At 61.5% G+C, this 21,907-nt stretch carries 22 protein-coding genes; 9 read left to right on the plus strand and 13 right to left on the minus strand.

What is annotated here, in order from left to right; genetic code table 11:
- The coding region (locus G568_RS0115895) for an IS5/IS1182 family transposase (RefSeq protein WP_026758969.1) at positions 1-255 on the minus strand (255 nt) is incomplete at its 3' end.
- A gap of 926 nt (positions 256-1,181) precedes the next feature.
- Between G568_RS0115895 and aroQ the strand changes: the two genes are divergently transcribed.
- Both aroQ and G568_RS0115905 read left to right on the plus strand, forming a co-directional pair.
- The gene (gene aroQ, locus G568_RS0115900; RefSeq protein WP_026758943.1) at positions 1,182-1,625 is read left to right on the plus strand and encodes a type II 3-dehydroquinate dehydratase; all 444 of its coding nucleotides are present in this window, start codon (positions 1,182-1,184) and stop codon (positions 1,623-1,625) included.
- On the plus strand, positions 1,622-2,374 hold the full coding sequence (locus tag G568_RS0115905; RefSeq protein WP_026758944.1) for a helix-turn-helix transcriptional regulator: 753 nt from the start codon (positions 1,622-1,624) through the stop codon (positions 2,372-2,374). The genes aroQ and G568_RS0115905 overlap by 4 nt, the downstream gene beginning before the upstream one ends.
- 361 nt (positions 2,375-2,735) lie before the next feature.
- Here G568_RS0115905 and tsf read toward each other — a convergent pair whose 3' ends face one another.
- A complete protein-coding gene (gene tsf, locus G568_RS0115910) occupies positions 2,736-3,611 on the minus strand; it encodes a translation elongation factor Ts (protein ID WP_026758945.1) in 876 nt (291 codons plus the stop codon).
- 82 nt (positions 3,612-3,693) lie between these two features.
- Positions 3,694-4,473 (minus strand): 30S ribosomal protein S2, encoded by a 780-nt coding sequence (gene rpsB, locus G568_RS0115915; protein WP_026758946.1) that lies wholly within the window; start codon positions 4,471-4,473, stop codon positions 3,694-3,696.
- 268 nt (positions 4,474-4,741) lie between these two features.
- Here rpsB and G568_RS0115920 point away from each other — a divergent pair, with 268 nt between their 5' ends.
- The 3 genes from G568_RS0115920 (at position 4,742) to G568_RS0115930 (ending at position 7,426) form a co-directional block, all read left to right on the plus strand.
- A complete protein-coding gene (locus G568_RS0115920) occupies positions 4,742-5,653 on the plus strand; it encodes a pseudouridine-5'-phosphate glycosidase (protein WP_026758947.1) in 912 nt (303 codons plus the stop codon).
- Positions 5,654-5,744: 91 nt separating this feature from the next.
- On the plus strand, positions 5,745-6,461 hold the full coding sequence (locus G568_RS0115925) for a DUF502 domain-containing protein (RefSeq protein ID WP_026758948.1): 717 nt from the start codon (positions 5,745-5,747) through the stop codon (positions 6,459-6,461).
- Positions 6,462-6,853: 392 nt separating this feature from the next.
- On the plus strand, positions 6,854-7,426 hold the full coding sequence (locus G568_RS0115930) for an invasion associated locus B family protein (RefSeq protein WP_026758949.1): 573 nt from the start codon (positions 6,854-6,856) through the stop codon (positions 7,424-7,426).
- An 80-nt stretch (positions 7,427-7,506) separates the two neighbouring features.
- On the opposite strand, the gene G568_RS0115935 is transcribed toward G568_RS0115930, so the two are convergent.
- Genes G568_RS0115935 through G568_RS0115950 form a run of 4 tightly spaced genes read right to left on the minus strand, consistent with a single transcriptional unit; the run spans position 7,507 to position 11,747 of the window.
- Positions 7,507-8,715 carry a beta-ketoacyl-[acyl-carrier-protein] synthase family protein gene (locus G568_RS0115935; protein ID WP_026758950.1) on the minus strand — a complete coding sequence of 403 codons (1,209 nt, stop codon included), beginning with the start codon at positions 8,713-8,715 and terminating at the stop codon, positions 7,507-7,509.
- On the minus strand, positions 8,712-8,969 hold the full coding sequence (locus G568_RS0115940) for an acyl carrier protein (protein ID WP_026758951.1): 258 nt from the start codon (positions 8,967-8,969) through the stop codon (positions 8,712-8,714). Before G568_RS0115940 ends, G568_RS0115935 begins: the two co-directional genes overlap by 4 nt.
- Positions 8,970-8,999: 30 nt before the next feature.
- A complete protein-coding gene (locus G568_RS0115945; protein WP_026758952.1) occupies positions 9,000-10,097 on the minus strand; it encodes a UDP-3-O-(3-hydroxymyristoyl)glucosamine N-acyltransferase in 1,098 nt (365 codons plus the stop codon).
- A gap of 33 nt (positions 10,098-10,130) precedes the next feature.
- On the minus strand, positions 10,131-11,747 hold the full coding sequence (locus G568_RS0115950; protein WP_051203109.1) for a L,D-transpeptidase family protein: 1,617 nt from the start codon (positions 11,745-11,747) through the stop codon (positions 10,131-10,133).
- 327 nt (positions 11,748-12,074) lie between these two features.
- Here G568_RS0115950 and mepK point away from each other — a divergent pair, with 327 nt between their 5' ends.
- Both mepK and G568_RS0115965 read left to right on the plus strand, forming a co-directional pair.
- Entirely contained in the window at positions 12,075-12,647 is a 573-nt protein-coding gene (mepK, locus tag G568_RS0115960) for a peptidoglycan L,D-endopeptidase MepK (protein ID WP_026758954.1), read from the plus strand.
- A 166-nt stretch (positions 12,648-12,813) separates the two neighbouring features.
- The gene (locus tag G568_RS0115965; protein ID WP_051203101.1) at positions 12,814-13,362 is read left to right on the plus strand and encodes a cytochrome P460 family protein; all 549 of its coding nucleotides are present in this window, start codon (positions 12,814-12,816) and stop codon (positions 13,360-13,362) included.
- Between the two features lie 44 nt (positions 13,363-13,406).
- Here the strand turns inward: G568_RS0115965 and G568_RS0115970 are convergent, their stop codons facing one another.
- From G568_RS0115970 to G568_RS0115980, 3 genes are read right to left on the minus strand one after another with little or no spacing between them, the layout of a single operon-like run.
- Complete coding sequence (locus tag G568_RS0115970) at positions 13,407-14,462, minus strand: methyltetrahydrofolate cobalamin methyltransferase (RefSeq protein WP_026758956.1); 1,056 nt, start codon at positions 14,460-14,462, stop codon at positions 13,407-13,409.
- A gap of 3 nt (positions 14,463-14,465) precedes the next feature.
- Positions 14,466-15,401 carry a methylenetetrahydrofolate reductase gene (locus tag G568_RS0115975; protein WP_026758957.1) on the minus strand — a complete coding sequence of 312 codons (936 nt, stop codon included), beginning with the start codon at positions 15,399-15,401 and terminating at the stop codon, positions 14,466-14,468.
- 32 nt (positions 15,402-15,433) lie between these two features.
- Positions 15,434-15,739, minus strand: a complete 306-nt coding sequence (locus G568_RS0115980) for a virulence factor (RefSeq protein WP_026758958.1) — start codon at positions 15,737-15,739, stop codon at positions 15,434-15,436.
- Between the two features lie 191 nt (positions 15,740-15,930).
- Here G568_RS0115980 and G568_RS0115985 point away from each other — a divergent pair, with 191 nt between their 5' ends.
- Both G568_RS0115985 and G568_RS0115990 read left to right on the plus strand, forming a co-directional pair.
- Positions 15,931-17,043: a Ppx/GppA phosphatase family protein gene (locus G568_RS0115985; protein ID WP_026758959.1), complete on the plus strand. Its 1,113-nt coding sequence runs from the start codon at positions 15,931-15,933 to the stop codon at positions 17,041-17,043.
- 27 nt (positions 17,044-17,070) lie between these two features.
- Positions 17,071-17,781: an RlmE family RNA methyltransferase gene (locus tag G568_RS0115990; RefSeq protein WP_026758960.1), complete on the plus strand. Its 711-nt coding sequence runs from the start codon at positions 17,071-17,073 to the stop codon at positions 17,779-17,781.
- 6 nt (positions 17,782-17,787) lie between these two features.
- On the opposite strand, the gene G568_RS0115995 is transcribed toward G568_RS0115990, so the two are convergent.
- The 3 genes from G568_RS0115995 to G568_RS19120 are packed head-to-tail and all read right to left on the minus strand — an operon-like array spanning position 17,788 to position 21,891.
- Complete coding sequence (locus tag G568_RS0115995; RefSeq protein ID WP_051203102.1) at positions 17,788-18,570, minus strand: class I SAM-dependent methyltransferase; 783 nt, start codon at positions 18,568-18,570, stop codon at positions 17,788-17,790.
- A gap of 20 nt (positions 18,571-18,590) precedes the next feature.
- Entirely contained in the window at positions 18,591-19,655 is a 1,065-nt protein-coding gene (locus G568_RS19115; RefSeq protein WP_084627436.1) for a glycosyltransferase family 2 protein, read from the minus strand.
- Positions 19,656-19,683: 28 nt separating this feature from the next.
- Entirely contained in the window at positions 19,684-21,891 is a 2,208-nt protein-coding gene (locus G568_RS19120; RefSeq protein WP_037374325.1) for a glycosyltransferase family 32 protein, read from the minus strand.
- Positions 21,892-21,907: the final 16 nt, after the last annotated feature.

The following is a 21,907-nucleotide window of genomic DNA, read 5'->3' on the forward strand; positions in this document are numbered from 1 at the left end:
GTCGACCAAATGCAGCAGGCTCTCGACGAAGCCTGTGGTCTGGCGTAGCGCCATGCCGAACAACACTTTCATCGTCAAGCATGTCTGGATAGCGGTGTCGCTGTAGGTCTGCTGCCGACCGCGCTTACCGGTCGGCGCAGCCTCCCAGATCATCTCCGGGTCAAACCAGACTGTCAGCGAGCCACGGCGCTTGAGCGCTTCGTTATAGGCCGGCCAGTTCCTGGTCTTGTAGGTTGGGGGTGTGGGTCTGCTCATGTCGCCCAGCTACCACACTGGATTCGCGACATGAATCCCTCACGCGCTTTGTGCAACAGAGCCCAGGTCCGTCGTAAATCTCAGAAAGTGTTCTGGTAGAATCGATTACGGAGCCAACATTCCCCTCTACGGCCTCTAAATTTTGTGGCTGTGCAATCGTCAGTGTGAGCTTTGTCGGTAGGCCGCGATTATATTTTGCCCACGCATCTTTTCCAACTATCGCTTCTGCTCGATAGTCATATGTGGGGTCAAAGGCTCGAAGATACGCAAGCAATCTGTTGACTGAAACTGCCCTGTTATCGAATTGTATTGCAAGCGACTTTAGCGCGGAGCTGTATCGAAAAGCTATGCAGTGACCGATACCTCCTCCCGCCGACACGGAAAGTCTTTGTAGCCCAACGTCATTTGCTTCCGGGGGAATGTCGCCTGTCTGCTTTCGGACAATTTCACCATCGTAGAAGGTGTTGTCTTGCGTCAATCTCTCCAACCGTAGTGTATGCCCAAAAATATCCTTTTCTCGCTCGCTTGCCTTTTCACCTGATGCGTGCGCGTTTTGCAACACAACCTCCAAATCTGGAGCACTGTGGTGCACCTTTTCGATCTTGAAAAACCTGACAGTAACGGTTGCCATATCTCCCTCCAATTTAATGTGGAGCAGACTTTCAACCTTTTCGCGATTCGCGCAACCCCCGTATGCTGTGGGGATACACCCCAATAATGGGAATCAAGTGAGTTTCGCTAACCAAAATTTAACCTCTTTGAAATCAACTGCCTAAGCGGCTAACTTCATATGGCCTCAGCCGTCCAAAGCGCGGCAAAAATACCGCGCAGCGCATTGTTTTTGGGTGCAAAAATCGCACACCCCTTTCCCCGGCGCCGGTTCGAGACTTATCCTTGCCGTCGGCAGCAAGTAACAGGCATAGCTCATGACCTCAATTTTGATACTGAACGGGCCAAATCTGAATTTGCTGGGAACGCGCCAGCCCCAGGTCTACGGCCACACGACACTGGCCGATATCGAGGCCCTGTGCCACCAAAAGGCTGCCGCGCTTGAGATCGGCGTGGCGTTTTCCCAAAGCAACAGCGAAGGCGCGTTGATTGATATGCTGCACGCCGCACGCGGCTCGCATGACGGTGTCATATTGAACGCGGGCGCATATACGCACAGCTCGATCGCGCTGATGGATGCGATCGCGTCAATTGAGCTACCCGTCGTCGAATTGCACCTGTCAAATATCCATGCACGTGAGGCGTTTCGCCACAAATCCTACATCGCACCCGTCGCCATCGGCCAGATATGTGGCTTTGGCGCCGCCGGCTATCCCTTGGCCATTGATGCGCTCTTGGGGCATCTCAGGGCGAACGCATGACAGCACTTCCTGAGCACTTGATGGCCCTGACCAACGCGCAGAGCCTTGAAGAGCTCTGGGATATGCATACACGGCGCATGGCCGAGTATGGGTTCGATCGCCTCCTGTACGGATATACTAATTACCGAACTTCCAACTCCCTTGGCGACCCCGCCGATTTCGTCATCCTGTCGAACCACCACAAGCGGTATGTGGAACAATACATCGACGACGGCCTGTATTTTCACGCGCCAATGACGCAATGGGCTTTGGAAAACGAAGGCGCGTGCAGTTGGGCGCGTATCCGGTGCATGCTCGACTCTGGTGCCTTGAACGAAGCGCAGAGGCGCGTTGTCACGTTCAACCACTCGTTTCAGGTCCATGCCGGCTATTCCATCAGCTTCCGGGCGATTTCCTCGCGGGCCAAGGGCGCGATCGGCCTCACGGCCCGCCCGGATCTGAGCCAGGAAGACGCCGATACCATCTGGCAAAAGCATGGAACGGACATTCTGTTGATGAACAACGTCGCGCACCTCAAGATCACATCGCTGCCCTACGCCGGCCCGCACAGGACATTGACGAAGCGCCAGCGCGAGACGTTGGAATGGGTTGGCGATGGCAAGACGACGCAAGACATTGCCACGCTTATGGGGATTTCGCGGGCGATGGTCGAAAAACACCTGCGCCTTGCGCGTCAGTCGCTTGACGTTGAAACGACGGCTCAAGCGGTGCTGAAAGCGACGCTTCACAACCAAATGTATAGACTTTAATCAACCTTGGGTTTAGTGGCCCCCTCGCGAAACCCTCTCTGCGGGGCGCTTTTGCCATTACGCAAGGTCAGGAATACCCCACTTTCCTGCAACGCGGAAATTGGGCACTCTTGCCAGGTTCCGTGAGTGGAGGCTTGGCCTTTGGGACGTGGAACCTCATAACCTAGGTATTTCTGGGCACTGTGGTTCTTGTTCCGGTTTTCGCCGGTTGTCGACCCGGAAATCGTATTCTTCCGTGTTCCGGGTCGACAGTATTTTGTCAGTTTTTCACTTGGTAACGAAAAAGCGGTGCCACCCATCCGGGTGGCACCGCTCTTCATATGGCATTACCCATGCCAAGCTGCGCGGGCGATTGCGTGGCTCAGCCCTGCGCGGCCTTGGCAACCTCGGCTGCGAAGTCTTCCTTCTCAACCACGATGCCCTCGCCCACTTCCATTCGGATGAACCCGGTGATCTCGGCGCCGGCTTCCTTGGCGGCATCCGCGACCGTCAGGTCGGGATTGACGACAAAGGCCTGACCCAGAAGCGTCACCTCGGACAAGAACTTCTTCATGCGGCCTTCGATCATCTTTTCGATGACCTGCTCGGGCTTACCCGATTCGCGCGCAATGTCGATCTGGACCTGGCGTTCCTTCTCCACGACAGCGGGATCAAGATCCGCCTCAACCAGGGACGCGGGGTTGGCCGCCGCGATATGCATGGCCACCTGGCGCGCAAAGGCTTCGTCGCCGCCCTTGGTGGCAACCAGAACGCCGATCTTGCCCATGCCATCAGCGGCCGCGTTGTGCACATAGGACACCAGCGTATCGCCCTCGATGTGCTGCAAGCGGCGCAGCGACATGTTCTCGCCGATGGTGGCGATCTTGTCGGTAATCGTGTCCGCAACGGTCTTGCCGCCCAGATCGGCCGATTTCAGCGCCTCGAGGTCATCGACCGTGAGCGCGGCCTTGGCGATATCGGCGACCATGCTCTGGAATTCGCCGTTCTTGGCAACGAAATCGGTCTCGGCGTTCACCTCGACGGCGACGCCTTTGCCACCCTCGATGGTGACGGCGACCAGGCCCTCGGCCGCGGTACGGTCGGATTTCTTCGCCGCTTTCGACAGCCCCTTGGTCCGCAGCCAGTCAACGGCGGCATCCATGTCGCCGTCATTTTCGGTCAGCGCCTTCTTGGCGTCCATCATGCCTGCGCCCGTGCTGTCGCGCAGCTGTTTCACCTGTGCAGCAGTGATAGCCATGGTTGGCTCTCCTCGGATTTGAACAATTGGGTCCGGAGGCGGTGTATCCCGCGCTCCGGTATCATTTTCGTGGCGCAGCGCTTCAGGCGCTTGCGTTTTCCGCCGGGGTCTCTGCGGCGGCTTCTTCTGCGGGGGCCTCTTCCAGTGCCCCAAGATCGACGCCGGCGGCGCCCATCTGTGCCGTCATGCCATCCAGTGCGGCGCGGCTGACCAGGTCGCAGTAAAGCGCGATCGCACGTGCGGCGTCGTCATTGCCGGGGATGATGTAATCGACGCCATCGGGCGAGCAGTTGGTATCGACCACGGCAACCACCGGAATGCCCAGCTTCTTGGCTTCGGCGATGGCCAGTTGCTCTTTGCGCACGTCGATCACGAACAGCATGTCCGGAACGCCGCCCATTTCGCGGATACCGCCCAGGCTGGCTTGCAGTTTTTCCTGCTCGCGCTCCAGGCCAAGACGCTCTTTCTTGGTCAGGCCTTCGGCGCCGGCTTCCATCAGCTCGTCGATGTGCTTGAGGCGAGCGATCGACTTGGAAACCGTTTGCCAGTTGGTCAGCGTCCCGCCCAGCCAACGGTGGTTCATGTAATACTGCGCGCTTTTCTCGGCGGCGTCTGCGATCGGCTGCGAGGCCTGGCGCTTGGTGCCCACGAACAGGACACGGCCGCCCTTCGCAACGGTTTCGCGAATCGCGTTGAGCGCCGCGTCGAGCATCGGCACCGTTTGCGTCAGGTCGAGAATGTGAATGCCATTGCGGGCGCCATAGATGAACTCGCCCATGCGGGGGTTCCAGCGCGCGGTCTGGTGGCCAAAGTGAACGCCGGCTTCAAGCAGCTGACGCAATGTGAACTCGGGAAGAGCCATAATCGTTTTCCTTTCCGGTTTACGCCTCGGCGGGGGTGTGAGAGCAATTGCGCTCCAACCGGTGGACCCCGGGGGATGTCTGTCCCGGTGGCCCGACCCCGCCTGCGGGATTGAGTGGCCGCGCTTTAGCCCGTTCGCCGCGTTTACACAAGCCCCAAATCACTTGCGCGCGTGCCGCCCCCCTTGCGCCGCGCCCGCGAACGCGCCAAGAGGAGGCCTTGCGCGCCCGATTAGACGCGCCTCGCCCATGATCGCAAAAGGAAACGCCATGAGCGTCCTGTCCCTGTCACCCGAAGTGGCCCGCGCCCGCGCGCAGGGGCAGCCTGTCGTGGCGTTGGAAAGCACGATCACCACGCACGGCATGCCCTGGCCGCAAAACCTTGAAACCGCCCGCGAGGTCGAGGCCGACGTGCGCGAGGCGGGCGCCGTGCCCGCCACCATCGCGGTCCTGGACGGCACCCTATACGCCGGCCTGAGCGAGGAGCAGCTCGACACCCTCGCCCGCGCCCGCCGCGTGGCCAAGCTTAGCCGCGCCGATCTGGCCGCCTGCATGGCCACCGGCGGAACCGGGTCAACGACCGTGGCCGCAACCATGATCGCCGCAGCAACGGCCGGTATAGCCACCTTTGCAACCGGCGGCATCGGCGGCGTGCACATGGGCGGCGAGAACAGCCTCGACATCTCCGCGGACCTTTACGAGTTGTCCAAGACGCCCGTCACGGTGGTTTGTGCAGGGGCCAAGGCGATCTTGGATTTGCCGCGCACGCTTGAGGTTCTGGAAACGCTCGGCGTGCCGGTCATCGCCTATGGGCAAGACACCCTGCCTGCCTTCTGGTCATCCAGTTCAGAGCTGACCGCGCCCCTGCGGATGGACAGCGCGGCGCAGATCGCCCAAGCGCACCTTATCCGCGCCAATCTGGGGCTTGCCGGCGGGCAATTGGTGGCCAACCCGGTGCCCCGCGCCGACGAGATCCCGCAATCGGAAATGCGCCCGGTCATTGCCCAAGCAACGATGGATGCTGATGAACTTGGGATTACCGGCAAGGCGCTGACGCCGTTCCTGCTGCGCCGTATCCACGACCTGACAGGCGCGCGCGCGCTTGAGACCAACATCGCACTGGTGCGCAACAATGCCCGGCTGGCGGCGCAAATCGCTGCTGAGCTGTCCAAGGCCGGCTAACTCCCCTGCCCCTGCGGCCTGCGCAGTGCCCATTGTTATGCAACCGCAAAGCGCCTAAGTGTGGGTTTGTTTATCTGACCGGATATTGCCCATGAACACGCCCTTCGATCCGGAGCCAAAGCCGCGCCGTCCCGGTGTTCTGGCGCGCTTGCGCTCCAGCTTCCTGACCGGCCTGGTCGTGATCGCCCCCGTCGGCCTGACGATCTGGCTGATATGGACGCTGATCGGTTGGGTCGATGGCGTTGTGCTGCCGCTGGTGCCGTATCAATTTCACCCGGAACGCTATATTGGCATTCCGCTGCGCGGTATCGGCGTGATCATCTTCCTGATGTTCACCATCGTTGTTGGGTGGGTTGCCAAGGGCCTGATCGGGCGATCCCTGATCGGGCTGGCGGAATCCATCGTGGAACGGATGCCGGTCGTCCGCTCGATCTATTCCGGGGTCAAACAAATCGCCGAAACGGTTTTCGCCCAGTCCGAGCGCTCGTTCGAAAAGGCGTGCCTGGTGGAATACCCAAGGCGCGGGATCTGGTCCATCGGCTTCATCTCGACGCAGGCCAAGGGCGAGATCGCCGCGCGCGCGGAAAACGCACCGGGCGAGGCATTGATGAGCGTATTTGTCCCGACCACGCCGAACCCGACCTCGGGTTTCCTGCTTTTCTTTCCCGCCTCCGACATTCGCGAGCTAGACATGTCGATCGAGGATGCGGCCAAGCTGGTGATCTCCGCCGGGCTGGTCTATCCCAATCAACGCCAGCCGGTCCAACCCGAGGATCCGCGCCTCGCGTCATCCGAAACGAATAGTTAACGTTTTGAACTCATGATGAAAGTCATCTCGCACCGCTGCGCCGCCCTGTTGCGCGCGTGGGCGGGTAACTTCCTCCCTGTTGGACTGACCGCACCTGCGGGTGCGGTCTTTTTTGCAGTTGAGGGATATATCGCTTTGACTGTTGACCACTGCGATGAATCGTCCTAGCGTCTCTTCAGAAACCAAGACCGGCCAGTCCGGCAGGGAGAAAAATAAATGAAAGGGGCCGATTGCGGCCCCTTTTTCTTGTCTTTCTCATCGGTTCCGAAATTGCGGGCAAAGGGGCTTGTCATGATGGCGCAACTGCCCGACATTGACGGCCTGACAAGCCAATCGGCCCATGTTAAATACCGACGCAATACAGACACGAAACAGTCAAGCACGGGGATACCATGCCCAGACATCTGATAACGCTTCCATTTATCGCTCTCATGGCGCTGGCCGCTCCGGCCGTGGCACAGGACAACCAAGACGCCGACGGCCTCAGCCTTGGCGAGCCGGCCGATGCCGCTGGCCAACCCTATATCAAGGAAGAGATCGACGATTGGTCGCTTGAATGCGTGCGCGTGGACGAAGGGGAAGAGCCCTGCCAGATGTTCCAGGCCCTGCTTGATGAAAACGAAAACCAGGTCGCCAACGTACGCTTTTTCCGTCTGCCCGAGGGCAACCGCGCCGTGGCAGGTGCGTTGGTTTCCGTGCCGCTTGAAACGCTGCTGACCGCGCAACTGACGATCAAGGTGGATGACAACTCGGCCAAGCGCTATCCGTTCTCGGTCTGCGACAAGATGGGCTGCTACGCGCGCATCGGGTTCACGGAAGAGGATGTAGATGCGTTCAAGGGCGGACAGGTTGCGACGGTGTCGCTGGTCCCGTTCGTCGCCCCCGATCAGCGCGTAGAGCTTGACATGTCACTGGCCGGGTTCACCGCCAGTTACGACAAAACCTCGGTGGTTCAGCCTCAATAAAAAACTGAAAACAAAGGGAAATGCTCCTGCCCGGCCCCCGTTCGAAATGCGCGGGGGCCGTTCTCATTTGAACGGCCTTGTCAGACGCGGCGCAGCGCCAGAACCGCATTCAGCCCGCCAAAGGCAAATGCATTGGACAGGGCCACATCGACATCGGCCTCGCGCGCCTCGTTCGGGACCACGTCCAGCGCGCATTCGGGATCGAATTCCTGGTACCCGATGGTGGGCGCGATCACACCGTCGCGCACCGCCATGATACAGGCCAAAAGCTCCACCGCGCCGGTCGCCCCGATCAAATGCCCGTGCATGGACTTGGTCGAGGAGATCATCAATTTGTCGGCGTGATGGCCAAACACATCGGCCACGGCGGCGCATTCGGTCTTGTCATTGGCCGCCGTTCCTGTGCCGTGGGCATTGATATATCCGACCTGATCAAGGTTCACGCCCGCGTCCTGCAGGGCCCCCGCCATTGCCCGCGCCGCGCCCTGTTTCGAGGGCATGACGATATCGGACGCATCCGACGACATGGCAAAGCCGCTGACCTCGGCCAGGATGTCAGCGCCCCGCGCGCGCGCATGTTCGTATTCCTCGAACACGAACACACCGGCCCCTTCGCCCTGTACCATGCCGTTGCGATTGGCGCTGAACGGGCGGCACGCGTCGCGGCTCATCACGCGCAGGCCTTCCCACGCCTTGACCCCGCCAAAGCACAGCATCGATTCCGATCCGCCGCTCACCATGACCGGCGCCGCCCCCGCGCGCACCATCTGGAAAGCCTGCGCCATCGCGTGGTTGCTGGATGCGCAGGCTGTTGAGACGGTAAAGGACGGCCCCTTGAGGTTGTAGGCCATGCTGACATGGCTGACGGCTGCGTTGTTCATCAGCTTGGGCACGACAAAGGGATGCACCCGGTTCTTGCCCTCCTCATAGACCGCGCGATAATTGTCGTCCCACGTGCTGACGCCGCCGCCAGCCGTGCCCAGAACGACACCCGCGCGCGCGGCCAATTCGCCACTGAACTCCAGACCCGATTGCGTGATCGCCTCGCGCGCGGCCATCAGGGTAAATTGCGTGAACCGATCATAAAGCGTCATCTGTTGCCGGTTGAAATGACCCTCGGCCGCAAAGTTCTTGACCTGACCGCCGATCTGAATCGACAGGCGCTCGACATCGCGGAGCTCCAGCTGACCGATCCCGCAGCGCCCCGCGCGCATCGCATCAAGCGTCGTGGCTACGTCATGGCCTAGCGCGTTGATCGTTCCCGCGCCGGTAATGACAACGCGTTTCATTTCTGTTCTGCCACCAGCTTCTCGATCCCCGCGACGATCGACGCCACCGAGGATATGTCGAAATCGCTTTCCTCGGGCGCGTTCGCGTTGAAGGGCACTGAAATATCAAAGGCCTCCTCGATCGCGAATATGCTCTCGACCAGCCCCAGGCTGTCGATCCCGAGGCTTTCAAGGGTGCTGTCCATAGTCACGTCCGAGGGCTCCAGCACGGCCTGCTCGGCGATGATCTCGATCACCTTGGTCTTGACGTCCATGATGGCGGCCTTTCCTTCCTCGTCGCTGATCTAGTGTCTTTCGGTCAGCTTTGAAACAGCTTTGTGCAATGCGGCCACGTCGCGATAGAGACGCGGCAGGCGGCGCAGGCCTTTGTATACCTCGACGTGATTGTCCATCTTCATCGCCGGGTAGCCCAGCATGACACGCCCCGCCGGCACGTTGGCAAGCACCTTGGTTGCGCCGCCCGTTATCACGTTGTCCCCGATCATCAGGTTATCGCTCACGCCTGTCTGTCCGCCCAGAACGACGTTATTGCCGATAGATGACGATCCTGCGACACCCACCTGCGCGCAAATCAGGCAATCGTTTCCGATCACGACGTTGTGCCCGATCTGGGTCAGGTTGTCGAACTTGACGCCATTTCCCACCGCCGTGTCACGCACGGTGCCCCGGTCGATGCAAGCATTCGCGCCCAGCTCCACGTCGTCGCCAATGACAACACTTCCAAGGCTATGTATCCGCGCCCATGCCTGTCCCTGCTGTGCACCCGCCTGATCCCCGAGGGTGTCGCGCACGCGCTCCACGCTTGATTCCTCGGGGGTGACGAATGAAAACCCGTCACCGCCCACGACCGCCCCGGGCTGCGCGATAAATCGCGCGCCGATGCGCACGCGCGCGCCGATCCGCACTCCGGCGTGCAAGAGACACTGCGGCCCGATCTGTGCCCCGTCGGCCACAAAGCAGTGCGCCCCGACGACGCCTCCGGCCCCGACTTCGACCCCCGCGCCGATCACGGCCAAGGGCCCGACGGTGACATCGGGGGCAAGGTTGGCGGTTTCGTCGATCACTGCGGATGGGTGTACGCCCTGCCCCGCGCGCGGGCGGTCCTTGTCCATCAGGGCCGACAGGCCGGCCATGGCATAGCGCGGTCGCGGTGCGGTGATCGCGGCCTCAAGGCCCAGGCTACGCCAATCGGCGCCGTCCCATAACATGGCTGCACGCGCATGCCCTTTGCCCAATCCTTCGGCATAGTCGGGGCGCATCGCAAGGGCCAGGTCGCTTGCCCCGGCTGTGGCCGGCTCAGCAACGCCCTCCACGCGGATATCCAAGTCTCCGAACGCCTGCGCGCCGAGTGCTTCGGCGATCTCCCTGATGCTGTGGCCCATGGCAGTCTCATCCCGATGTTTTCGGGCCAAGACTTATCCGCGAACCGCCTGCAACGCCACCCCTGCCGCCTGCAGCGCGTTCCAGATTCTGGCGTCGCGGCCGTAGATATCCTCGCGGTACCCGGTCCGTCCCTTGGCACTTGTCACCGCCGTGCGGTACATCAGGTGCACCGGGACGTTCTGCTCAAGATCGACCTTGGTTTCGCGTCCGGTGGACAGGATCGAGTGGAACAGGCCCTTGGGATCGTCGGTTTGGCGCGCCAATAGCGCGTAGGCGAAATCGAACGGGTCCTGCAACCGGATGCAGCCATGGCTGAACGCCCTTTTTTCCCGTGCAAAAAGGTGCTTGCTGGGTGTGTCATGCAGGTAGATATTGTGCCGGTTGGGGAACATGAACTTCACTAGGCCAAGCGCATTGCTATTCGATGGCGGCTGCTTGATGTCGAAGGGGAACGTGTTGCGCGTGTATTGAGTGAAATCAACCGCCGAGCGCGGCACAACGCGCCCGCTGCCATCGACCAGCCGCAAATGCGAGGCCGCGTTGGGGTTACGCTGCATCTGGGGCAGGTATTCGTTGACCGCGATCGAGCGGGGCACGTGCCATGTCGGATTGATGATCATGTGTTCCATCACGTCCGAGAACTCGGGGCTGCGCCGATCCGTGCTTGTCGCGCCGACCACCGATCGCGTGCGGAACGTCACCTTGCCATCATCCACGATCTTGGCCGTGAAATCGGTCAGGTTGACCTTGATATGACGTTTTCCCAGGTCCCGGTTCAGCCAGCGTTCCCGCTCCATCGCGACGATGACGGATTTCAAGCGCTCCGTTGCCGGCACGTTCAGCGCCGAGATCGTGCTGCTGCCGGCTACGCCGTCGGTTTCCAGCCCATGATCGACCTGGAATTGCTGAACGGCGCGCTGCATTTGCGCGTCATAGGCCCGCGTTGCGCTGCGTCCCATGTATCCCATCGCGACAAGGCGGTTGCGCAGCTTGACCACCGCATCGCCCTGCGCCCCGGGCTCCAGCGTGCGTCCCGGCACGGAAGGGCCCCAGCCGCCGCGCTCCACCACTGTTTGCAGGCGCATCTTTTCCTTCATCAGCCGGGTGTATTCGCGCGAGGTGGGCGGCAACGCCTTCATGAACCCGTGCGGATCGCTCTTCGCGAAATTCACCAGGTACGACAGCCGGTCGCGATACGGCACCTGCCGCACGATGCCGCTGTCGGCGCTACTGGGCACGATAACCCCGGTCTGCACGTCGCGCGCATAAGCCAGAAAGGCCTTGGACAGTTTCACTTCGACCTGGCCCATGTCGCGAATGGTGCGCGCGGCTTTCATGGCGCGCTTCAATTCCTCCGCATTGTAGGCGCCATAGCGCGGCAATCCGTGCACCGGTGCGTTGTCAAGAGCTGCGAACAGGGCCTTGCGCCGCGCCTTGTCCTCGGCCTCGCTCCCCGTCCAGATCGGTGAATAACCCCGATCGCGGTAAAACGCAGCGATGTCGCGGTCTGCGGCGGCCGCCTCGGCAACGGCCTGCTTGAACGCGGTCACCTGTGCAACTGCGGGCGATGCACCCAGCACCAGCAATGCGCAAAAAGCCGCCGCCACGCACCCAAGCACGTGACCAAATCCAAAGCGGGGGGTCGACATGAACATTGCGATCCTCTCTCAAACCGAGTTTTTAAATGTGTCTATAGATTTCAACGCGATCATGCGGGCGGAGTCCATTCACTTTTTGATCAGGATTTCCTGATGGCGATACCTGTGCACCGGTTTCCATGCGGCCGGATACCTGCCGCGAATCGCTCGATTCCTGAATGAAACCGAGAAATATGGCAAAAATCCGCCGGAAGACAAAAAAGCGGGTTGGTTGGAGAATCAATTTGTGCAAGAAATTTGGCATCACGTGGGGAAAACGAAAGCGAACCGTGTTGTAGCGCGGTCACAGGTGGAGCGACGGGACAGGCGCCGAAGATTATGACAGACAATGGCAATTCCACAATTTCGCGCCGAAGCGCGCTGCTTGGCGCGTTTGCGGCCACAACACTTGCCGCAGCCCCCACATACAGCAACGCCGCCGGGTTTCTCCGCGGCGCCGGCGATATTCGCCGGATCAGGATGTATAACGGCCGAACCGGCGAAAACCTCGATACGATCTACTGGATCGAAGGCGACTACATCCGCGATGCGCTGAACGAGATCAACTATTTCATGCGCGACTGGCGTACTGATCAGGTCAAGGTGATCGATACCCGCACCGTCGATATCGTTGCGGCGACCCACTCCATTTTGGGTGTGAGCGAACCCTACCTGCTGCTGTCCGGATATCGCAGCCCCGAAACCAATGCCATGCTGCGCCGGCGTTCTAGCGGCGTTGCCAAGAACTCCCTCCACCTCAAGGGGCAGGCCAACGACCTGCGTCTCGCCACGCGTAGCGTGGATCAGATGGCGCGCGCCGCGATGTCCTGCCGCGCAGGTGGCGTGGGTCGCTACTCGCGCTCGAATTTCGTGCACATGGATTGTGGTGCCGTTCGCTCCTGGGGCCGCTAAGACGCCGCGCGCTCTCCAATGCCGACATCCTATGCCCGCCCGACCCCGTCGCGGCGGGTCTCCATTGCCCTTTCGCTCACTTGATCGTGTTGGATCGTGACCGATCGGTCGCACGCGCTCCTGTTACCCTTGGACCACCCACGCAAAGTCACGGGAGGTATCAAAGATGACATGGAAATTCACTGCGCCGCTTTTGCTCGGCATCCTCGCCGCCAGTGTGACCCTGGCACAAGACATGGCGCCGTTCGGCACCGACAAGGACGCAGCCTATGCCGACAAGGTCTGGCAGGCGATGACGGATCAAAACCTTGCAGGCGATGGCGCAATCCGCTCGTTCCCCTATGACGGGCTGGAGCCGCACGGCCTCATGCTTGAGACATTCTACACCAAGGCCACAATTGATGGGCACGAAGGCGACCTGGTGATCAAGCGCAACTACGGTCCCGAAGGCGTCTCCGCAGATCAGGTCCTGATGGCCCCCGGCGATCACCTCGGCGCGATCACCGTCATGTTCAAACGCGAAGACGGCTACGACCCGGATAACCAGAACTGGTTCTGGGCCAAGTATCTGCCGGATGGTTCGTTGGACAAGAACCCCAAGGACATGCGCCTTGCCGGACGCGTGGCCAAGGGCATGGATGCAGGCTGCATCGCGTGCCATACGGCCGCTCCGGGCGATGATTACCTGTACACGACCGATCACATCGCGAAGTGATCATACAAGGGGGGGCGCCCTGCCCCCCTTGGTACGCCCTTTGGTCAGGCGCGGCGCCGACGGCGGCCCGTGCCGCGCCCGCCCCCTGCGCCGGTGTCGGCGTCGGGGTCCTTGTTGAACCGGATCCATGCCGCCCCTGACGGGTCATTGTCGGTCAGGAAATTGGCCGCGCGGATGGCCTCCATCTCCTTGCCCGCCCGTGGCTTGGTGCTGCCCAGGCCCGTCAGCTTGCAGAACTGCTCAAGATCCACATCGTCGGGCACCACGATCCCCGCAGCGGCCAGTGCTGCCTTGCGCTCTTCGATCTTGGACATCGGTACCGGCATCGCGACAGGGTTCATGATCGCGCTGGTCATCCCCGCGCCCATGGCCATCGGCAGGAACGCATTGTTGATACCGTGGCGGTTGGGCAGGCCAAAGCTGATGTTGGATGCGCCGCAGGTGGTGTTCACGCCCAGTTCCTCGCGCAAGCGCCGCACCAGCGCGAAAACTTGCAACCCGGCCGTGCCCATGGCCCCCACCGGCATCACCAGCGGATCAACCACGATGTCATGCGCCGGGATACCGAAATCTGCCGCTCGCTGCACGATCTTGCGCGCCACCTCGAACCGCACATCGGGATCCTCGGAAATGCCCGAATCGTCGTTCGAGATGGCCACCACCGGCACGTTGTACTTCTTCACCAGCGGCAGCACGTATTCCAACCGCTCTTCCTCGCCCGTGACCGAATTCAGAAGCGGCCGCCCCTCGCAGGCCTGCAACCCCGCCTCCAGCGCCGCGGGCACCGAGCTGTCGATGCACAATGGCACATCGACCAGCCCCTGCACCAACTCGATCATCTTCGTCATCAGCGGCGGCTCGGTCTCGTTCGGATTGGGGTTGGAATTGTAGACAACCCCCGCATTCACATCCAGAACCGTCGCCCCCGCAGCCACCTGCGCCAGAGCGTCCTTTTCTACCGTTGAGAAATCGCCCGCCTCCAACTCGGCGGCCAGCTTCTTGCGGCCCGTGGGGTTAATCCGCTCGCCAATCACGCAGAACGGCTGATCAAAGCCGATAATGGCGGTTTTCGTCTTTGATTCAACGACTGTCCGGGTCATGTCTTATCCTTGTTGGGTTTGTGCGGCGGGCACGCCAGAGGCGCCGCCGTTTTCGATGGCCCACGTGGCGTTGGTCTTTATGCCGCCAAGCGGGAAAAAGTGGACGCGCTCGATATTGAAGTCGGGATGGGCGGCCTTGTGAGCAGCCAGATCAGCCAGAACCTCGGTCGGCTCATAGGGCAACAACAGCTTGGACACATCCATCGCCCGCTTTTGCAGCACCTTTAGCGACGGACCGACCCCGCAGGCGATCGCGAACTTGATCAGCGTCTGCAACTTCGCCGGTCCCGCGATGCCGATATGCACGGGCATCGTGATCCCCTCGGCCTTCAGGTTGTCGGCCCACTTGATGATCGGCTTGGCGTCAAACGCGAACTGCGTCGCCAGCGCCATTTCGGCATCGGTCGACTCGCAATAGGCCTGCTTCCAGCGCAGTGCCTCCCACACGTTGTCATAACCGCCGTCCGGGTCGATATCACGGCTTCCTTCCGGATGACCCGCAACATGCAGCCGCTTGAACCCTGCCTTCTCGAAAAGACCGGTTTGCATCAACTGCATCGAGCTATCGAAATCGCCAAACGGCTTGGCAACTCCGCCGGCCAACAGCAGTGCCTGATCAACGCCCGCCTCGCCCTGATAGCGCTCGATCCAGTCGGCCAGCGTCGCCTCATCCTTGATGATCCGGGCCGGAAAATGCGGCATGACCGGATACCCCTCACGTGCAAGGCGCCGCGCGGTCGCGACCATGTCTTCGATGGGGGTGCCCTCAATATGCGCGATGTAAACGCGCGTGCCCTCTGGCAGCAGATCGCGGAAATTATCCACCTTCTCGGCGGTGCGCGGCATCACCTCAATCGAATAGTCCTGCAACAGTGCCTCGATCTGCGGGTTCACGGACTTCGCGGTATCCGCACGTTTCTTGAAATTCAACAGAGCCATTGCGGCCTCCCATAATCTTGCAGGTGTCAGCCTCATCCGGCCGCGGCCCAACCATTGTTTTCTATCAGCGCCTTGATGCGCTCTTGATCGTATTCCATTTCCAATCTCTCGGCTTCTGCCTCGGCAATCTGCTCCGGCTCTCCCTCCACAGAATATGGGGACGCTTTGCGCCACTCGGCAAGGTAGGCGTCCGTGCCCGCCGCGCCGGTTTTCATCGCCGCCCGGTCGATCGCCTGCTCAAACCGCTCTGCCAGCGGCCTCTTGGTGCCCCGGCGCCCCTTTCCGACGATGACCTGCGCGGGAATATCCCGCCAGTAAACTATGGTCACATCCGGCATAGTATGATTCCCCTCCTGCGTTAGCGCCACACCTAAAGCAGCATTCATACCTCATGAGGGCGATTTTCGACAGAAAAGCTACAACCAGCGACCTCATGTCGATCGCGAAAGGCGCGTCTTGCCACAAAGCTTGCGCAAACCGGATCGCGATACTACCTTTGGGGTAACTCGAAAATGGAGGGCGTTACGCTATGGCGCCCAAGCGTCCCGGTGGTGCGGGCGCATTCCCGATACCGGTTGAGAGCCCCGCGCCCAATCCCCCCGCTCAGGCCGAGCTGTATGCCGCGCTTGATCTGGGAACAAACAGTTGTCGCATGCTGATTGCCCGGCCGACGGGCAGTCAATTTCAAGTTGTGGACAGCTTTTCAAAGACCGTGCAACTGGGCAGTGGCCTTGGCGCGACCGGACGGCTTAGCCGCTCGTCGATGGCGCGCACGGTGCAAGCACTGCGCATCTGTCAGCAAAAACTCAAGCGCCACAAGGTCAAGCGCATGCGCCTCGTGACCACCGAGGCCTGCCGCCGGGCGCGAAATGCCGACGATTTCATTCGCCGCGTCAAACGTGAGACCGGCCTGCAACTGGACGTCATAAAGCCCGAGGAAGAGGCGCGCCTTGCCGTGATCTCTTGCGCGCCGCTGGTTTCCTCCAAGACCGAGCAACTGCTTGTCGTCGATATCGGGGGCGGCTCGACCGAACTGGTTTGGATCGATCTGTGCGGCGTCCCCGAATGCGACCGGATGCAGGCGATCATGCAGCTCCATACCGGGTTTGCCGCGCACGAAAACGGCCGCCCCGCCGCGCGCGTGGTGGATTGGATTTCCGTGCCACTGGGGGTCGCGACGTTGCGCGATCAGTTCAACGATGTCGAGGACGACGCCGCGCGCTTTGCCCTGATGAGCTGGTTCTTCGAGGAAAACCTGGCCGAATTCACCCCCTACAAGGACGAGCAATCGCGCGCCGGGTTCCAGATCGTGGCGACATCCGGCACCGTGACCACCGTCGCGGCAAGTCACTTGGGCCTCAAACGCTATGACCGAACCAAGGTGGATGGCCTGCGCATGACCTCCGATGAAATCGACAAGGTGATCCGCGGCTACCTCGATCTGGGCCCGTTGGGCCGCCGCCGCGACCCGCGTATCGGGCAGGACCGGCAGGCGCTGATCATGTCCGGCGCGGCGATCCTTCAGGCGCTCTTGCGCTGCTGGCCGACCGACCGGCTGTCGGTGGCCGACCGTGGCCTGCGCGAGGGCCTGCTATACGCACAAATGAGCGCCGATGGCGTGCTCGAACCCGGCCCTTGCTAACGGCGCGGGCGTGACATAGGGGGCGACATGGCTAAGAAAAACACATCCGGGCGCGGCGAGCGCGATCTCAAGGTCAAGGTCAAGACCGCCCGCGGACGCAAGTCGTCCTCGACCCGCTGGCTGCAGCGGCAACTCAATGATCCGTATGTCAAACGCGCCCGCGCGGAAGGGTATCGCGGCCGCGCCGCCTACAAGATCCTCGAGCTGGACGACAAGATCCGCTTTCTCGTGCCCGGCGCCCGCGTCGTGGACCTGGGATGCGCGCCAGGCGGCTGGTGCCAGGTCGCGGTCAAGCGCGTCAACGCCTTGGGTGAGCGCACCGACAAACGGCAGGGCCGCATCCTCGGCATCGACCTGCAAGAGGTCGAGCCGATCGCCGGCGCGGAGATCCATCAGCTTGACTTCATGGATGACGGCGCCGACGAACAGGTCAAGGCATGGCTCGACGGCCCCGCCGACGTGGTCATGTCCGACATGGCCGCCTCCAGTTCCGGCCACAAGCAAACCGACCATCTGCGCATCATCGCCCTGTGCGAGGCCGCCGCCTATTTCGCCTTCGACGTTCTAGAAGAGGGGGGCACATTCGTGGCCAAGGTGCTGGCCGGCGGCGCCGAGGGCGAGTTGCAAAAACTGCTCAAGCAGAAGTTCACCAAGGTTGTGAACATCAAGCCCCCCGCCTCGCGCGCGGATAGCTCAGAGAAGTTCGTCGTCGCCACCGGGTTCCGCGGCGCGGCCTGATCCGCCTTATTCCGCCGGCCCGCGCTGTAACACGACGCGGCGCGCCTTGTTTGGCCCGGGCGGCGTGGCAACGATTTCGCCAAGTGTCTCCAACTCCTGCTGCTGGACATCGGCCCGGCGCGCGCGCAGATCCATGATCACCCGTGCCCCCGGTTGCATGCGCTGCGCGATGAACGGCATGTAGGCGGTCACCGGAAAGTGAAACCCGCAGGCCAGGAAACTCACCGCCGCATGCATCGACGGCAGGTTCAGCGGGTCTTTTTCCTCGGGGTTGAGGGTGCGAATATCCTTCGCCGGCACCCCGTTCGCCTTGAGGAAGGCGCGCGCCACCTTAAGGCTGGAATAGGCCGCGCCGGCCTCCTCGAACCCGAAATGCCGCCGCTGGTTTTCCTCCAGGTCGATCAACGCCAAACCGCAGCCATATCGCCGCGCCGCGAACAGATCGAAAAACGCATATCCGCACCCGATATCGGCCAACCGCCGACGCGCCCCCTGCGAGATCAGGGCCGGATCCAGAACCGGTGTCAACGCTTCGAACTCCGCCTTGATCGCCGCCAGGGCACGAAAGGCGATCTCGGCGCCCATATCGTTCACCACGTCCCTGAGCGGCCCTTCGTCGCCGTTGGTCCACGCCCGAATGGCCGCACCGGGGCGATCCTGATCGGCAATCACCTCGGAGCGCTGCAATACCAGCTTGGCCAGATCGTCCTGTGACAGGGCCGACACATCCAGATTGGCAATCTCGGGCGCACGCGCGGCGCGCGGAATGTCTTCTTCTTGCAACAACATGTCACTGCCTCGTGTTCTTGTTATTCGTTTTCTCGTTTCTGGTTTTGTCCGGTCAGACTGGCATGCCGCCAACGGATCAGATCGCGCAAATCGGCATCCGCCGGCAACGATTGCCCGTTGCAATATAGCAAATGCCCGAACAAGCGCACGCTTTCTTCGGTCTGCATGAGGCGGGCAAATCGCCCCCGGTGCCACGCCACCGCATCGGCATGCAACGCGGTCAACTCCGGCACCATCCCGTGCAATTGCGCCAGCGCCGCGCGCGTTGCCGGGATCATGTGCGCGATGGTGGTATCCTCGACCATGTTCAGGTTCCGCTCGATCCAATAATCCAGGCCGATTTGTCGCTGCATCTGGCTGGGCAATCCGCGCAGCATCTTGACCATGAAACTCTCGGCCGAGCGCAGCGAATAATGGTTAAGCTGCACATGGCTATTGGCGCCCGGGCGTCCGTAATGCACCGGCGCGCCCTGCCCGGCCTGGATCGCGCGCGGCATCGCCCGGTTCGACCCGTCGCGCCAATCGGGCCGCGCCCCCTCGGTCAGGCGGGGGCGATGAACGCCCATCTTGCGCACCGGCGCATTGGCCGAGAACATCGTCTTGAACGACGACGCCATGAACGGATAGGGGCACGGCTGCGGCGCGGCGCGGGTGAATTGCTCTAGCGTGAGCGCATCGCGCATCCGCGCTCGTCGGTTGTTCCCGAACAATCGCCACGGCATTGAGATAAGGTCCGCCCCCTCCATCGCGCTGATCAGGCCCGGTAAGCGCCGCTCGGGCGCGCGGATGTTAATGAATTCGTCGCAATCGATCCCGATGATCCAGTCGGCCTCGGCCCTGAGCGGGTGCGCCCACGCGTCCGCCAGCGCCTGCCACTGCGCGGCGCGCCCGGTTTCGGCGTGGCGATTGCGCTCATGCGTGACGACGCCCTTTGCTGCGAGCGCATCCAGCATCGTATCGGTGCCGTCCTCGCACCCGTTGGTATATAGTAGAAAATCCGTCACCCCGGCCGCGCGGTGATGGGCCAGCCACTCCAGAAGGTAGGGCCCCTCGTTGCGCAGGCAGCTTACCAAAAGAATTCGCATGTCTTCGGCGCCTCCCCGGCGCTTGCCGCTAGAGTTTGCGCAGCCCCCGGCGTACCGCAGGGTTTTCGTTGCGCGTCAACACCCACTCGCCCAACCGGCGCGCCAACCGCTTGTGCCCGCTCTCGACCGCGCGGTTGAACAACTCGCGCTGATAGCGCGGCGCATCGCGGCGCGCGCGCAGCAGACGGTAATACTCGTCCTGCCCCAGATCGCCCGACAGCGCGCCCAGGATGATCGGGCTCAGGATGCCCATCTGCTGCAACGAGGTGCCCAGACGATGCCCCAGCAGCGGCGCGCGCAGATGCTGCACGTTGTCGTTGGTGAACCGCGCGGCGTGGCTCGCGTCCAGCGGCTCGTAGGGATCATAAAGGACCGACACCCGCCGCGCCGCGCGCGACACCTCGGCCGCATCGCCGTAACGGCCGGTGAAATCGCGATCCCACACCACCTTGTAGCGCGACTCCCACGGGACCACGGATTTATCCACCGTGGATTGCGGGCTGATCGCCACCACGTCCGCCCCCGGCGCGGCGGGGCTGAAGGCGCACGCCGCGTACCCGCCCATCGACGCGCCATAGAACACGACCCGCTTGAACTGCTTGAAAAAGCCGCTGTCGCGCAATTCGTCGAACTGTTCGGCCACCCACGGCTCCCGGTACCAGGTCCAGCCGCCCGCCAAAACGCCCAGCATCGACCAACCCTGCGCCTCGATAAAGGAGTACCCCCAGGGGCGCCGGTCCTCGCGCTTGGTCATGGTGATGTCCAGGTTGTCGAAGGTCACCACAAGCGTATCACGGCTGCGCGGGACATACAGGAACGAGTGCCCCTCCGGCCCCGGCCGGTAAAATCCATCCTCCCCCGCAAGGCGCCGCGCGATGGCATCCCAGGTGTCGTCGTTTTGTACGATTGAGGGCGCGGACCTGACGAAACGTACGCGTCGCACTTCCTTGGCGTTTTCTTCGCGGGTCGAAAGAATCTCGCTTTCGCCGTAGTCGCGCAAAAACGGAAACGCGCCGGATCCCTTGCGGATGTCCATGAACATCTGCGTGTCCGAATGCATCATGCCATCCAGAAAAGGTTTTAAATACTTGACCTTACGGCCATCCCCAAACCCCCTGAGATTGGCCAGAACGTCAACCGGGCGGAGCGCACCAAGATCGCGAATGATGCTGATCTTTTCCTTGGGAACATCGTGATCCAACAGGAACTGGCGGTATTCATCAACCCATTTGCTCTGCTTTTCAGGGGGTTGCCCCTCATTGTTTACATCAACAATCTGCACCTGGCAATCAAACCGGCCATGCGCCGCCAAGGCGAGCGACCGCGCTTGTCCGCTCAAATCGGCAAAGGATTCCACCTGGTCCAGGGTGATTTCATCCACCAATCCCCCTTGAAACGCTGACTTTCCACGCCCCTTAAGGGGCGCCTCGCCAACGCGGATGCCATGCCGGGCGGTCAGCATCTCCAGGTAAGAGCCCTTGGGCGGCAACCCGTCGTGTCGCTTCCCCATCTCCCGCTTGTTCGAAGCCCACAGATGCAGCGCCGTGGTTCGCTCTGAAACGATCCCTTCCGCAACACTTGCACGCTGCAGAAACTTCATGCGATCCCTAAAGGTTACGGGGTAAAACGCATCCAATGGTTGAACTTTGTCCGTAAGCCCGTGCGCATGTGTGAAATGGGTCACCATCATCGGCCCCCAAACGCCCCACGGTTGCTGACTTACATGCACCGGATGCCCCGCCTCGCGTGCGGCACGAAATTCCTTTTGCTTCTTCTTGGGCAGGAACGGCGCGACGGAATACCGGTCTTCGGTAAAGCTCAGCATATCGTTCAGGATCAGACTGTCCGCCGGCAACCCCAGAACCGCGTTGTTGACCCGGTATTCGCCCGGTAGCTCGAACCCCATGACGTAGTCGCTGTCATACTCCATGGGCCGGTGACAATAGACATCGGTATCGATCCATATCATGCCGGGGTTCTGCTTGATCATATGCAGGCGAAACAGGTCGGCGAACAGTGCGAAACTGTCCTTGCTTTCATACTTGATGAAGTCGTCCGTATCGATCACTTCGCGCCCGTCGCGGTGGATAACCGCCTCTGGCACATTGGGAATTTCCTCATAGCTGAACAGGGTGATCTTCTGACCCTGATCAACGAATGACTTGAGGCACAACTGCTCCATCCAGCTTAGCGCACCGCCGATCCACAGCGTTCCGACCTCGCGTTCGCGTGCCATGGCTGCCCCTTCTTGC

This window comes from Sediminimonas qiaohouensis DSM 21189 (assembly GCF_000423645.1).
Lineage (GTDB): Bacteria > Pseudomonadota > Alphaproteobacteria > Rhodobacterales > Rhodobacteraceae > Sediminimonas > Sediminimonas qiaohouensis.